Genomic DNA, 12,544 nt, shown 5'->3' on the forward strand with positions numbered 1-12,544 from the left:
GGCCTCCGTAGGAATCCGCGCCCATGCCGATCACCCGGGCAAGGTCCACGCCCGGTGCCCACTTGGCAATGCGATCGCGCGCGAGGCCTGGAACCCCAGCGAGCAGCTGCGCGTGATCCTGCTGTTCGAAATCTGGCGCCCCGAGCTCAGCCCGCTGGAGCGCGAGCTCGTGAACGAAGTCTTCATGGCCATTGGCGGCCAGCAGGGCGAGGAGCGCCTGTAGCGCCGTTCAGGGGAGCTGGTACTGCGCGCTGCCCATCAGGTCGATGCCGCAGGACAGCTCGCGCACCCAGTCGATGAACTGCTGCACCGCCGGGCCCTCCAGCGGCGCGCCGTGCTGGGGCACGATCAGGTCGATGGGCAGCTGGCTGACCATGTCCGCCCACAGCCGAAGCACCTTGTTCGAGACCATGTAGCGCCGGTGGAAGGCTTCCATGTGGCGCAGCTGCGGGCCGAGCTCGCGCACGCGCTGCGTCGGGTCCACCGCGCCGCCCAGTGAGGCCCCCAGATCTCCCGAGAACAGGATGCGGCTGACCGGGTCGTAGAAGTGGAAATTGCCCTCGGCGTGCAGGAAGTGGGCGGGCAGGGCCCAGAGCTCGAAGGCGTCGTCGCCCTGGCCCAGTCGCAGCCGTGCGCCGGCATCGTCCAGCCCCTGGATGCGCCCGCGTGTCTTGCCCGGCTTGCAGAAGTGCGGCGCAAAGCGCTCCCACAGGCGCGAGATGTAGACGGTGGCCTCGGTGGCCGTCAGCCAGCGGTCAAGCGAGGCAATGATGTCCGGGTCGGCATGCGAGGCCAGGATGGCCGCAAGCCGCTGGGGCGGGAAGTGCTCGGCCATGCCGAGGAAGAGCTCGTTGTAGGCCAGATTGCCGCCGGGATCCAGGATGGCCCCGGTGCCGCCATTGACCAGCAGGAACTGGTTGGACTGCACGCCCTCGCTGCCGCTGAGCTCGGAAAACATCAGGCACTGGTGCCTGCCCTGCTTGAAAAGAATCGTCGCCAAATTGACCTCCGGAACCGCGGAACACTGTAGGCAGGCGCGCGTCCGGAGGTGTTGATGGCCGTCAAGCGGCCGCGCCGGGCTTCAGGCGTTGCCGCGCCGCAGGCGGAAGGCCGAGACGGTCTCCACCAGCTGCCGCGCCTGCACCCGCAGGCTCTCGGCGGCGGCGGCGCCTTCTTCCACCAGGGCGGCGTTCTGCTGCGTCACCTGGTCCATCTGGCTGATGGCCTGGTCGATCTGTGCCACGCCCAGACTCTGCTCCTGGCTGGCGCTGCTGATCTCGCCAACGATGTCGGTGACGCGGCGAATGGCGGTGACCACCTCGCCCATGGTGCCGCCGGCCTGGCCCACCAACTGCGAGCCCTGTTCGACGCGCTCCACGCTGGTGCCGATCAGGGCCTTGATTTCCTTCGCCGCTTCGGCGCTGCGGCCGGCCAGGGCGCGCACCTCGCTGGCCACCACGGCAAAGCCGCGGCCCTGCTCGCCGGCTCGTGCGGCTTCCACCGCGGCGTTCAGGGCGAGGATGTTGGTCTGGAACGCAATGCCGTCGATCACGCCAATGATGTCGGCGATCCGCTTGCTGCTCTCGTCGATGCCGCGCATGGTCTGGATCACCTGCTCCACCACATGGCCGGCCTGAACGGCCACCTGCGAGGCGCCCTGGGCCAGCTGCGTCGCCTGGCGGGCGCTCTCGGCCGTGAGCTGCACCGTGCTGGTGAGTTCTTCCATTGAGGAAGCGGTTTCCTCCAGGCTGGCGGCCTGGCGCTCGGTGCGGTGGCTCAGGTCCTGGTTGCCGCTGGCGATCTGCGTGCTGGCGCCAGCCACCGACTCCGAGGAGTCGCGCACGGTGGCCACCACCTCGGCCAGTTTGTGCCCCATGTCCTGCAAGGCCCGCATCAGCTCGGCCAGCTCGTCGTCGCCGCGGGTGTCGATGTCGGCACTCAGATCACCCCCCGCCACGGTCTGGGCCACGCTGACGGCCTTTTGCAGCGGCCGGGTGATGGACCGGCTCAGCGCCAGGCCTGCCCAGATGCCGACGGCACTGGCCACCGCCATGAGGATCAGGCTGATCTGGGTGGCGCGCCGGCCCGCGGCGGCGGCCGCGTTGGCGGCTTCCTGGCTGTCGGCCTGAATCTTCCTGCCCACCTCGGTGATCAGCTTGGCAGGCTCACGGTCCATGCCCTGCACCGCCTTGTCGCCAGCGGTGTGGTCATGGTCGGCGGCCTTGAATTGCTCGAAGGCACTGCGGTACTTCTGGCCCATGGTGGCATGGGCCTGGGCAAAGCGCTGGACGAGATCCTTGGCCTCACCCGCCGGCAGGCGATCCACGAGCTGCTTTGCCCGCTCGGCCACTTCCGTCTCTTCCTTGCGAAAGGCGCTCCAGTACTTGTCGAGCTGCTTCGGGTCCTTGCCGCGCAGCAGGGTGTTCTTCCATTCCTGCACCTGGGTCTTGAAGCCGCTGGCCATGGCGGCGGCCAGGCGCTCGTTCTCGGTATGCGCCTGCACCTCGGTGGTGAAGGTGCTCACGGCGCTGTTGAGCTGGTAGATGCCCAGCAGCGCGGCAACAAAGACCAGGGCCAGCACGGCCGCCACAACCAGCGGGAGCTTGCGTTTCAGTTTCATGGTGGAGACCCAGGCGGGAGGGGGAGACGGATGAGAAGGGAGCCGCCGAGCCTTGTCAATGGATCCAAAGTGGGAGGGGGTTTGCACGGGTCCGCCGGGGCTTCCTACACTGCCCGGCTTTGACATTGCACCGGCGCCACCGACCATGAACCGTTCGACTCTCCTGGCCCTGAGCTTGCTGGCCACGGCCGCACAGGCCCTGGCTTCCGCCTACCCCGAGACCCCCGTGAAGCCGGTCCGCGACCGCTACCACGGCGTCACCGTGACCGACCCCTACCGCTGGATGGAGGACATGGCCTCGCCCCAGTTCCAGGCCTGGCTGAAGGCGCAGTCCGAATTCACCGCGGTGGGCCTGAAGACGCTGCCAGGCCGCCAGGCCCTGCGCGAGCGCCTGGGGCAATTGGCCGATGCCGGCGTCATCACCGGGGGCTACACCCCGTCGGCGGGCCAGGTGCTCTACCTCAAGCGCGAGCCCGGCCAGAACCAGCGCCGCCTGTGGCTGCGCCAGGGTGTGGACGGGGTGGAGCGCCAGCTGCTCGACCCCCTGGCCGTGCCGGGCATGCCGGGCAAGCACTCGATCGATTTCTACAGCCCCTCGCCCGACGGCAAGCGGGTGGCGCTGGGCCTCTCGGCGGGCGGCAGCGAGAACAGCACCCTGGTGGTGATGGATGTGGCCAGCGGCGAGCTTCTGTCTGAACGCATCGCCCACGCCGGCCTCAACCAGTACGGCGTGTCCTGGCTGGCGGACGGCAGCGGCTTCTTCTACAACCGCCACCCGGCCGAGGAGCGCTACAACAAGAGCGCCGTCTACTTCCACCGCCTGGGCAGCACGGAGGCCGACCGCCTGGTGTTCGGCTGGGGCGCTCCGAAGAGCAAGTGGCAGATCGCCGACCTGCCTTATGTGGTTGTGAGCAAGCAGTCCAAGTGGGCGCTCGCCGAGGTGCTGCACGGCGACGCCGTGGACCGCAGCTACTACGCCGCGCCCCTGGAGGCGGTGCTGAAGGACGGCGCTGCAGCGCCCTGGAAGCGCGTCATCGGCCCCAAGGACCGGGTGACCAAGGCCGCGCTGGATGGCGACCGCCTGGTGGCGCTCAGCCAGGCCAAGGACCCACGCCGAGAACTGCTGGCCTACCCGGTGGCGGGCGGCGCGGCGCAAACCCTGCTGCCGGCCAGCAGCCAGGTGCTGCTGGAGTTTGACAAGGGCGAGGGTGAGCTGCTGGTGCGCGGCCTGGATGCCGGTGTAAGCCGCCTGACGCGCGTGCCGCTGAAGGAAGGTGCGCAGCCCGAACGCCTGCTGCTGCCCTTTGACGGCACGGTGCGCGAGATGGCCGCGCTGGACGGCGGCGAGTGGCTGGTGCGCCTGGAGGGCTGGACCCAGCCGGCGCAGACCCTGGTGCTCAAGCCCGGCAGCATGCCGCGCGCCGTCAACCTGCAGCCCCCCAGCGGGCTGGACGTGACCGGCATCAGCGCCGAGCGCGTGATGGTCAAGAGCCACGACGGCGTCGAGGTGCCGCTGTCCATCATCAGCCCCAAGGGCGCGATGGTGGCGCGGCCCACCATCCTGACGGGCTACGGCGCCTACGGCATCGTGATGGAGCCGGGCTTCCGCGCCAGCCGCCTGGCCTGGGCCGAGCAGGGCGGGCGCTTCGCCGTCTGCCATGTGCGCGGTGGCGGCGAGCTGGGTGAGGCCTGGCACCAGGGCGCGCACATCGTCAACAAGCAGAACACGGTGAGCGACTTCATCGCCTGCGCGCAGTACCTGATCGACAAGGGCTACACCAGCCCGGAGCTGCTGGCCGGCACGGGAGGCTCGGCCGGTGGCATCACCATCGGCGGCGCCATCAACCAGGCGCCGCAGCTGTTCGCCGCGGCCCAGGCCGCGGTGGGGGTGAGCGACATGCTGCGCATGGAGCTGACGCCCAACGGCGCGCCCAACATCGCCGAGTTCGGCACGGTCAAGAACCCGCAGCACTTCAAGGCCATGTATGCGCTCAGCCCCTATCACCGCGTCAAGGATGGTCAGGCCTACCCGGCCGTGATCGTCACCACCGGCGCCAACGACCCCCGCGTGGACGCCTGGATGCCGAGCAAGTTCGCGGCCCGCCTGCAGGCCGCCACCGCCAAGAACGCGAACGCCAAGCCCGTGTGGCTGCGCGTGGACTACGAGGCCGGCCACGGCATGGGTTCGTCGATCAGCTCGCAGCTGGACGAGCAGGCCGATGTGTGGAGCTTCTTCCTGTGGCAGTTCGGCCACCCGGCCTACCAGCCGGCGAAGTGATGGTCACGCCCGTTGTCATCGACCCGGGCGCCGGCCCGCGCGCCCAGGCCCATGCCTTTTACCGCGCGGCCAAGCAGCCGCGCTGGGGCTTCACTACTCGCTTGGACGTGGGGCCGCTGCGGCGCGCGGTGCGCATCTGGCAGGAAGACTGCCCGGACCTGACGCCCATGCTGGCCTACCACCATGCGTTGCTGCAGGCCACGCTGGCGGTGCCGGCGCTGCGGCAGCGCCTCACGCCCGAGGGGGGGGCGGTGGAGTGGCCGAGTCTGGACGCTTCCATCACCTTGGTGCGTGACGACGACAGCTTTGCCATCGCCTATCTGCCTTGGGCGCCGAAGTTGCGCGACTTCGTGGCGCCGGCGCGCGCTGCCATGGCGGCGGCGCGCCAGCCCGGCACCGACTGGGGCCTGGGCCAGGCGCACCGCGGCTGCCTCTACACGACCACGCTGCCGTGGCTTGATTTCACCCACTTCGAGCACGCGCACACGGCGGCCTTCGATGAGGGCACGCCGCGTGTCGCCTTCGGGCGCTTCTGCCCGGTGGACGACACGCGCACCGAGATGGCCTTCAACCTGGAGATCCACCACGCGCTGGTGGACGGCGTGCATGCCGGCCACCTGGTGCAGGCGCTCGAGGCGCTGCTGGCCGAGCCCGGCCAGCTCTGGTGACTACATCGAGAGGCCGCCGCTGACTTCCAGCACCGTGCCGGTGATGTAGGCGGCTTCGTCGCTGGCCAGGAAGGCGTAGGCGTTGGCGATGTCTTCGGGCGCGCCCAGGCGCTGCAGGGGCACGGCGGCGGTCATCTTCTCGGTCACCTTGGCCGGCACGGCCGCCGTCATCGGCGTGGCGATGAAGCCCGGTGCCACCGCGTTCACGCGGATGCCGCGCGGCCCGAACTCGCGCGCCCAGGTCTTGGTCATGCCGATCACGCCGGCCTTGGCGGCGGCGTAATTGGTCTGACCGAAATTGCCGTGCAGGCCCACCACCGAGCTGGTGTTGACGATCGCACCGCGGCCGGCGGCCAGCATCGGCTGCAGCGCGGCCTGGGCGCCATGGAAGACGCCGCGCAGATTGACGTCGATGACGGCGTCGAATTGCTCCACGCCCATGTGCTCGAAGCGCGCATCGCGCGTGATGCCGGCGTTGTTGATGAGGATGTCCAGGCGCTGCCAGCGTGCCAGCGCCGCCGCAACGGCGGCATCCCAGGCGCTGCGCTCGGCCACGCTGCCGGGCTGGGCGATGACGTCGGCGCCCTGTGCGGCACAGCCCTCGGCCACACGGGCCAGGCTCTCCGCGTGCAGGTCCAGCAGCACCAGGCGGGCGCCTTGCGCGGCAAACAGCAAGGCCGTGGCTTCGCCAATGCCCTGGGCGGCGCCGGAGATCAGGGCGACGCGGTCGGTGAATCGCTTCATGGGGATTGCAGGTGTCGGGTCAGTTCGGGGAGCCAGCGCTCGAAGTCGCTGAGGGCATGGTCGGAGGCCGAGAGCAGCAGCACCCGCCCCAGGCCGTAGCGCGCCAGCATCTCACGCCAATCCAGCAGTTCGTCGCCCTTGGCCAACAGGGCAAACCAGCGGGTGGGTTGGGGCAGGGTGTCGGGCCGCAGGGCGCGCAATTCGTCCACGTACTCGGGCTGGAAGTAGAAGGCCTCTTCCGGGCGATGCCAGTAGCGCTGCTCGCCGATGTAGGCGGCCAGATCGCGCGCCGGGTCCACGGCGGGGTTGAGCAGGCCGACCCGCCACTGCGCCCGCCGTGCGGCCAGCGCGGCGGCATAGAAGCCGCCCAGCGAGCTGCCCACCACGGCCGCGCCCTGGGCCGGCCAGGCTGCGGTGAGCTGTTCGATCAGAGCGAAGGCCGCGCGCGGTGAGGGGGGCAGGGCCGGGGCCAGGAAGTGCAGGCCGGCTTGCTCAGCCGCCCATTGCGCCATGCGCTGGGCCTTGGCGGATTGCGGGCTGGAGCGAAAGCCGTGCAGGTACAGCAGGTGGGTGAGGATCATGACCAACCGCAGTGTAGGCAGGCAGAAATTACGCTTTGGCCCTGCGCGCGGAACATGACCATCCGCACTGCGGGTTGCCCGCCTTGACGCTCACGGGTGCCGCTGGGACAGTGCCGCGCTTTTGGCCCCCGCCGACCGGGTGGGGCCGCTATGACCAAGGACACCCCCTCGATGAACACCAAGCTGAAGTCCGCCCCGCGTTGGGCTCTTTCGGCCCTGAGCCTGGCGCTGCTGAGCCTGGGCCAAGCCCAGGCGCAGACCCCGCCGGCCACGCCCAATGGCGGTGCCTCCGCTCCGGCCGCCGCCGCGCCCCGCCCCCCGGCGGACCCGACCGCGCTCAAGCCCTTCGCCGAGATCTCCAAGGACTTCAAGAGCCAGGAAGGCCTGTTCAGCATCTGGAAGAAGGACGAGAAGGTCCTGCTCGAAATCCCGCGCGCGATGCTGAACAAGCCCTTCTTGTTCACCGTCAACATCGCCAACTCGATCGGCGAGCGCGGCATGTATGCCAGCCAAATGGGCCCGGACACCATGGCCGAGTTCCGCCTGGTGGGCCGTCAGCTGCAGCTGATCGCCGTCAACAACAAGTTCCGCGCCAAGGGCGAGGGCAAGGAGTCGGTGGCGCAGGCCTTCTCGCCCAGCCTGATTGGCGCCACCAGCGTGGCCAGCGCCGACCACCCCGAGCGCAAGAGCTTCCTGGTGGATGCCAGCTTCCTGCTGTCCGACATCCCCGGCTACAGCACGCGCCTGGAATACGCCTATCGCCTGCCTTACAGCCTGGACAAGTCCAACTCCAGCTTCGCCGCCACGCGCGCCGAAGCCCAGCTGGCCACGCTGACCGGCCGCATGCACTTCGCCACCGCGCGCATCCCGGCTCCGCCGCTGATGCCCACGCCGGTGCCCATGCCCACGCCGCCGCAGTCCGTGCCGGATCCGCGCAGCTTCTTCGTGGACTACGTCTACAACTTCCGCGCCCTGCCGGATGAGCCCGCCGCGACGCGCCCCATCGACCCGCGCCTGGGTCACTTCATGGAGTCCTACGTCGATCTGGACTCGGATGTGAACCCGAACAACCGGGTGCACCTGCTGAACCGCTGGCGCCTGGAGAAGCAGGACCCGAGCGCCGCCCTGAGCGAGCCCAAGCAGCCGATCGTCTACTGGATGGACAAGAACATCCCGGCGCGCTACCGCAAGGCCGTCGAGGCCGGCATCCTGGAGTGGAACAAGGCCTTCGAGAAGATCGGCTTCAAGAACGCCGTGGTGGCCAAGCAGCAGCCTGACGACGCCAACTGGGACAACATGGACGCCACCCATGCGTCCATCCGCTGGTTCGTCGGCGCCGATGTCGGCTTCGCCATCGGCCCCAGCCACACCGACCCGCGCACCGGCGAAATCCTCGATGCCGACATCGGCATGAGCGATGTGTTCGCCCGCGGTTCGCGCCGCTTCCTGGTGGAAGACGTGCTGACGCAGGGTCAGTCGAGCGAAAGCAAGCTGGCCGCGCTGACCCAGGGCTGGAAGGAAGGCAACCGCTTTGCCGCGCAGTGCAACTACGCGCACGAGGCCAGCGCCGAGATGAACTTCGCGATGGACATCCTCGAGGCCCGCGGCGACATCGCCCCGGACAGCCCCGAGGCCGAGGCCTTCGTGAACTCGGTCATCAAGGACGTCATCATGCACGAGGTGGGTCACACCCTCGGCCTGAAGCACAACTTCAAGGCCTCGACGGTGGTGACGCGCGCCCAGCTGCAGGACAAGGCCTTCACCGAAGCCAACGGCATCTCCGCCTCGGTGATGGACTACAACGCCTACAACGTGCCGTTGAAGGGCGAGAAGACCGGTTCCTTCAACAACACCACCCTGGGCCCTTACGACTACTGGGCGATCGAGTACGCCTACAAGCCGATCGACCCGGCCGCCGAAAAGGCCGAGCTGGCCAAGATCGCCTCGCGCTCGACCGAGCCGCAGCTGATCTACGCCGATGACATGGACGCCGGTGTGGGCGGCCCGTACGACGGCATGGACCCGCTGGCCAACCGTTTCGACCTGGGCGACGACCCGCTGGCCTACTTCACCAAGCGCCTGGCCCTGAGCAAGGAGCTGTGGGACCGCGTGCAGGAGCGCGGCTTCAAGCCGGGCGACGACCCGCTGCGCGCCCGCCGCGTGCTGCTCTCGGGCTTCCAGCAACTGGGCCGGGGCGCCGAGTCGGCAGCCAAGTACGTGGGCGGCATGACGGCCCTGCGTGACCTGCCCGGCACCACCGGTCGTCCGGCCTTCCAGCCGATCGCACCCGCCAAGCAGCGCGAGGCCCTGAAGTCGCTCACCAGCGGCCTGTTCAGCGCCGACAGCTTCCGCTTCAAGCCCGAGTTCATCAGCAACCTGCGCGTGGACTACAACGAATGGGATCGCGGCGGCCTGGCTGATATCGGTGGCGCCGTGGCGCGCCTGCAGCTCGGCGCACTCGACCGCCTGATGAGCCCGGCCACCGCCAAGCGCCTGCTCGACCTGCCCGGCTACCTGGCCGAGAAGGACCGCAAGGGCGCCATCAGCCTGGCCGAGGTCTACGGCAGCATCCAGGGCGCCGTGTGGAGCGAGCTCAAGACGGGTGCCGAGATCGAGCGCCTGCGCCGCAATCTGCAGCGCGAGCACCTGAAGCGCCTGACCACGCTGCTGACCAAGGGCGGCCCGCTGCCGGCCGACGCCCTGGCCCTGGTGCGCTGGCATGCCACGCAGCTGCAGGCCGACCTGAAGGCCGCGTCCGCCAAGGGCGGCTCCGTCGAGACCCGCGCCCATGTGGCCGAGTCCCTGTCGGCGCTGACCGAAGCGCTGCGCGCGTCGATGTCGCGCGTCTGATCGCGTGAAAGCCCCGCGTGAGCGGGGACGCCAAAACAAAGGGCCGGCATTGCCGGCCCTTTTTCATTGGGGTGCGTGATCAGTGCGCGGCCATCAGGCCCTGGCGGCCAAGCATTGCAGGAGTTTGTCGTGAATGCCGCCAAAGCCCCCGTTGCTCATGCACAGCAGGTGGTCGCCCGGCCGTGCTACCTTGAGCACCTGGCGCACCAGGCTGTCGATGTCCTCGGCCACCAGCGCCTTGTCACCCAGCGGAGCCAGGGCGGCACGCGCGTCCCAGCTCAGCCCACCCTGGTGGCAGAAACTTTGGTCGGCCTCCTCCAGCGCCCAGGGCAGTTGCGCCTTCATGGTGCCCAGCTTCATGGTGTTCGAGCGCGGCTCGAAGATCGCCAGCAGGCGCTCGTTCGGGGCGATGCGCCGGCGCAGGCCCTCCACGGTGGTGCGGATGGCCGTCGGGTGGTGGGCGAAGTCGTCGTAGACCTTGATGCCGCCCACCTCGCCGCGCAGTTCCATGCGCCGGCGCACGCCCTCGAAGCGGCTCAATGCCGCCGCGGCGGCCTCGGGCGCCACGCCCAGGTGCTCGGCCGCGGCAATGGCGGCCAGGGCATTGAGCTGGTTGTGCTCGCCCGACTGGTTCCACTCCACGCGCGCCACGCGCAGGCTGCCGCGCAGCACGTCGAAGGCATGGGGCTCGCCGCGGGCCCGCAGCATGCCGGGCTCTTCCTTGCGCGCGCCGAAGTGCTGCACGCTGCTCCAGCAGCCGCGGGTCAGCACACGCTGTAGCGCTTCCTCGCGCGCGTTGACGATCAGCTTTCCGGATGCCGGCACGGTGCGCACCAGGTGGTGGAACTGGGTCTCGATGGCGGCCAGGTCCGGGAAGATGTCGGCGTGGTCGTACTCGAGGTTGTTGAGGATGGCCGTGCGCGGCCGGTAATGCACGAACTTGCTGCGCTTGTCGAAGAAGGCCGAGTCGTACTCGTCCGCTTCAATCACGAAGGCCTTGCCTTCGCCCAGGCGAGCACTGGTGGGGAAGTTCTGCGGCACGCCGCCAATCAGATAACCCGGCTGCAGGCCGGCGGCCTCCAGGATCCAGGTCAGCATGGCGGTCGTCGTGGTTTTGCCATGCGTGCCGGCCACGGCCAGCACATGGCGGCCCTGGAGCACATGCTCCTGCAGCCATTGCGGGCCGCTGGTGTAGGGCAGGCCGGCGTCGAGGATGGCTTCCATCAGCGGGTTGCCGCGGCTGACCACATTGCCGACGACGTACAGATCGGGCTTGAGTTCGAGCTGGTCGGGCGACCAGCCCTCGATGAGCTCGATGCCCAGCTGCTGCAGCTGGGTGCTCATCGGCGGGTAGACATTGGCGTCGCAGCCGGTGACCTTGTGGCCGGCCTCGCGCGCCAGCGCGGCCAGGCCACCCATGAAGGTGCCGCAGATGCCGAGGATGTGCAGATGCATGGGAACAGCCGGGGCGGCGTGCGCCCCGGTCTCTCAGGAAGGGCTCAGGACCAGGCGTGGGCCGCGGCGGCCAGCGTGGCGTCGATGTCGGCCACGCTGTGCGCGGCGCTGACGAAGCCGGCCTCGTAGAGGGCCGGCGCGAAGTACACGCCCTGGTCCAGCATGGCGTGGAAGAAGCGGTTGAAGGCCGGGCCGTCGGTGGTCATCACGACCTGGTAGTTCTGCGGCAGCTCGGGCAGCAGGAAGAAGCCGAACATGCCGCCCTCGCAGTCGGCGCTGAAGGCGATCTTCTTCTCAGCGGCCAGGGTCTTGAGGCCGTCGACGAGCCGGCGCGTCTTGCCGGCCAGCGTCTCGTAGAAGCCGGGCTGGCAGATTTCGTGCAAGGTGGCCAAGCCGCAAGCCGTGGCCACCGGGTTGCCTGAGAGCGTGCCGGCCTGGTAGACGCCGCCCAGCGGCGCCAGCTTGGCCATCACGTCGCGGCGGCCACCGAAAGCCGCCAGCGGCATGCCGCCGCCGATGACCTTGCCCAGCACCGTCAGGTCGGGCGCGAAGCCGGGGATCTGCTGCGCGTAGAGCGACTGCGCGCCGCCCAGCGCCACGCGGAAGCCGGTCATCACCTCGTCCAGGATCAGCAGGGCACCGTGCTGAGTGCAGAGCTCGCGCAGGCGCTTCATGAAAGGCACCGAGGCGCGCACGAAGTTCATGTTGCCGGCGATCGGTTCGATGATGACGGTCGCCAGTTCGGCGCCGTGGCGCTGGAAGGCGAGCTCCAGCGCTTCGACATCGTTGTAGGGCAGCACCAGGGTGTGCTGCGCCACCTCGGCCGGCACGCCGGCGCTGGTGGGGTTGCCGAAGGTGGCCAGGCCCGAGCCGGCCTTGACGAGCAGGCTGTCCGCATGGCCGTGGTAGCAGCCCTCGAACTTGATCATCAGGCTGCGGCCGGTGAAGCCGCGCGCCAGGCGGATGGCGCTCATCGCGGCCTCGGTGCCGGAGCTGACCAGGCGCACCTGCTCGATCGAGGGCAGCAGGGCGATGATGGCCTCGGCCAGTTCAATCTCGCGCTCGGTGGGGGCGCCGTAGCTGAAACCTTCCAGCACCGCGCGCTGCACCGCCTCGACCACTTTGGGGTGGCCGTGGCCAAGGATCATCGGGCCCCAGGAGCCGATGTAGTCGATGTAGCGCTGGTCGTTCGCGTCCCAGAAGTACGCACCCTCGGCGCGGCGCACGAAGCGTGGCGTGCCGCCCACGGCACGGAAGGCGCGCACGGGGGAATTCACACCGCCCGGGATCACGGCGGCGGCGCGGTCAAACAGTTCTTGGTTCTTGTCCATATCGGGTTCCGGTTCGG

General features: G+C 69.3%; 9 protein-coding genes. 3 read left to right on the forward strand and 6 right to left on the reverse strand.

Going from position 1 to position 12,544, the window contains the following annotated elements; genetic code table 11:
• Positions 1-229: 229 nt before the first annotated feature.
• Both I7X39_RS11800 and I7X39_RS11805 read right to left on the reverse strand, forming a co-directional pair.
• On the reverse strand, positions 230-1,000 hold the full coding sequence (locus I7X39_RS11800; RefSeq protein WP_198111358.1) for an oxygen-binding di-iron domain-containing protein: 771 nt from the start codon (positions 998-1,000) through the stop codon (positions 230-232).
• An 81-nt stretch (positions 1,001-1,081) separates the two neighbouring features.
• Positions 1,082-2,620 carry a methyl-accepting chemotaxis protein gene (locus I7X39_RS11805; RefSeq protein ID WP_198111359.1) on the reverse strand — a complete coding sequence of 513 codons (1,539 nt, stop codon included), beginning with the start codon at positions 2,618-2,620 and terminating at the stop codon, positions 1,082-1,084.
• A 145-nt stretch (positions 2,621-2,765) separates the two neighbouring features.
• Here I7X39_RS11805 and I7X39_RS11810 point away from each other — a divergent pair, with 145 nt between their 5' ends.
• Both I7X39_RS11810 and I7X39_RS11815 read left to right on the forward strand, forming a co-directional pair.
• On the forward strand, positions 2,766-4,898 hold the full coding sequence (locus tag I7X39_RS11810) for a prolyl oligopeptidase family serine peptidase (RefSeq protein ID WP_198111360.1): 2,133 nt from the start codon (positions 2,766-2,768) through the stop codon (positions 4,896-4,898).
• Positions 4,898-5,566, forward strand: a complete 669-nt coding sequence (locus I7X39_RS11815; RefSeq protein WP_198111361.1) for a CatA-like O-acetyltransferase — start codon at positions 4,898-4,900, stop codon at positions 5,564-5,566. The genes I7X39_RS11810 and I7X39_RS11815 overlap by 1 nt, the downstream gene beginning before the upstream one ends.
• On the opposite strand, the gene fabG is transcribed toward I7X39_RS11815, so the two are convergent.
• The gene (gene fabG / locus I7X39_RS11820) at positions 5,567-6,310 is read right to left on the reverse strand and encodes a 3-oxoacyl-ACP reductase FabG (RefSeq protein WP_198111362.1); all 744 of its coding nucleotides are present in this window, start codon (positions 6,308-6,310) and stop codon (positions 5,567-5,569) included.
• Positions 6,307-6,891 carry a YqiA/YcfP family alpha/beta fold hydrolase gene (locus tag I7X39_RS11825; protein WP_198111363.1) on the reverse strand — a complete coding sequence of 195 codons (585 nt, stop codon included), beginning with the start codon at positions 6,889-6,891 and terminating at the stop codon, positions 6,307-6,309. The genes fabG and I7X39_RS11825 overlap by 4 nt, the downstream gene beginning before the upstream one ends.
• 171 nt (positions 6,892-7,062) lie before the next feature.
• On the opposite strand from I7X39_RS11825, the gene I7X39_RS11830 reads away from it, so the two are divergent.
• Positions 7,063-9,741: a zinc-dependent metalloprotease gene (locus I7X39_RS11830; protein ID WP_198111364.1), complete on the forward strand. Its 2,679-nt coding sequence runs from the start codon at positions 7,063-7,065 to the stop codon at positions 9,739-9,741.
• A 93-nt stretch (positions 9,742-9,834) separates the two neighbouring features.
• On the opposite strand, the gene mpl is transcribed toward I7X39_RS11830, so the two are convergent.
• Both mpl and hemL read right to left on the reverse strand, forming a co-directional pair.
• The gene (gene mpl / locus I7X39_RS11835) at positions 9,835-11,196 is read right to left on the reverse strand and encodes a UDP-N-acetylmuramate:L-alanyl-gamma-D-glutamyl-meso-diaminopimelate ligase (protein ID WP_198111365.1); all 1,362 of its coding nucleotides are present in this window, start codon (positions 11,194-11,196) and stop codon (positions 9,835-9,837) included.
• A 44-nt stretch (positions 11,197-11,240) separates the two neighbouring features.
• Entirely contained in the window at positions 11,241-12,527 is a 1,287-nt protein-coding gene (gene hemL, locus I7X39_RS11840; RefSeq protein WP_198111366.1) for a glutamate-1-semialdehyde 2,1-aminomutase, read from the reverse strand.
• Positions 12,528-12,544: the final 17 nt, after the last annotated feature.

The organism is Inhella proteolytica, assembly GCF_016093275.1.
GTDB classification, from domain to species: Bacteria; Pseudomonadota; Gammaproteobacteria; order Burkholderiales; family Burkholderiaceae_C; genus Inhella; species Inhella proteolytica.

Bases quoted from the DNA above. Each gene is read 5' to 3' on its own strand.
- I7X39_RS11805 (WP_198111359.1), bottom strand. From the start codon at position 2,620: ATGAAACTGAAACGCAAGCTCCCGCTGGTTGTGGCGGCCGTGCTGGCC.
- I7X39_RS11810 (WP_198111360.1), top strand. From the start codon at position 2,766: ATGAACCGTTCGACTCTCCTGGCCCTGAGCTTGCTGGCCACGGCCGCA.
- I7X39_RS11815 (WP_198111361.1), top strand. From the start codon at position 4,898: ATGGTCACGCCCGTTGTCATCGACCCGGGCGCCGGCCCGCGCGCCCAG.
- fabG (WP_198111362.1), bottom strand. From the start codon at position 6,310: ATGAAGCGATTCACCGACCGCGTCGCCCTGATCTCCGGCGCCGCCCAG.
- I7X39_RS11825 (WP_198111363.1), bottom strand. From the start codon at position 6,891: ATGATCCTCACCCACCTGCTGTACCTGCACGGCTTTCGCTCCAGCCCG.
- I7X39_RS11830 (WP_198111364.1), top strand. From the start codon at position 7,063: ATGAACACCAAGCTGAAGTCCGCCCCGCGTTGGGCTCTTTCGGCCCTG.
- mpl (WP_198111365.1), bottom strand. From the start codon at position 11,196: ATGCATCTGCACATCCTCGGCATCTGCGGCACCTTCATGGGTGGCCTG.
- hemL (WP_198111366.1), bottom strand. From the start codon at position 12,527: ATGGACAAGAACCAAGAACTGTTTGACCGCGCCGCCGCCGTGATCCCG.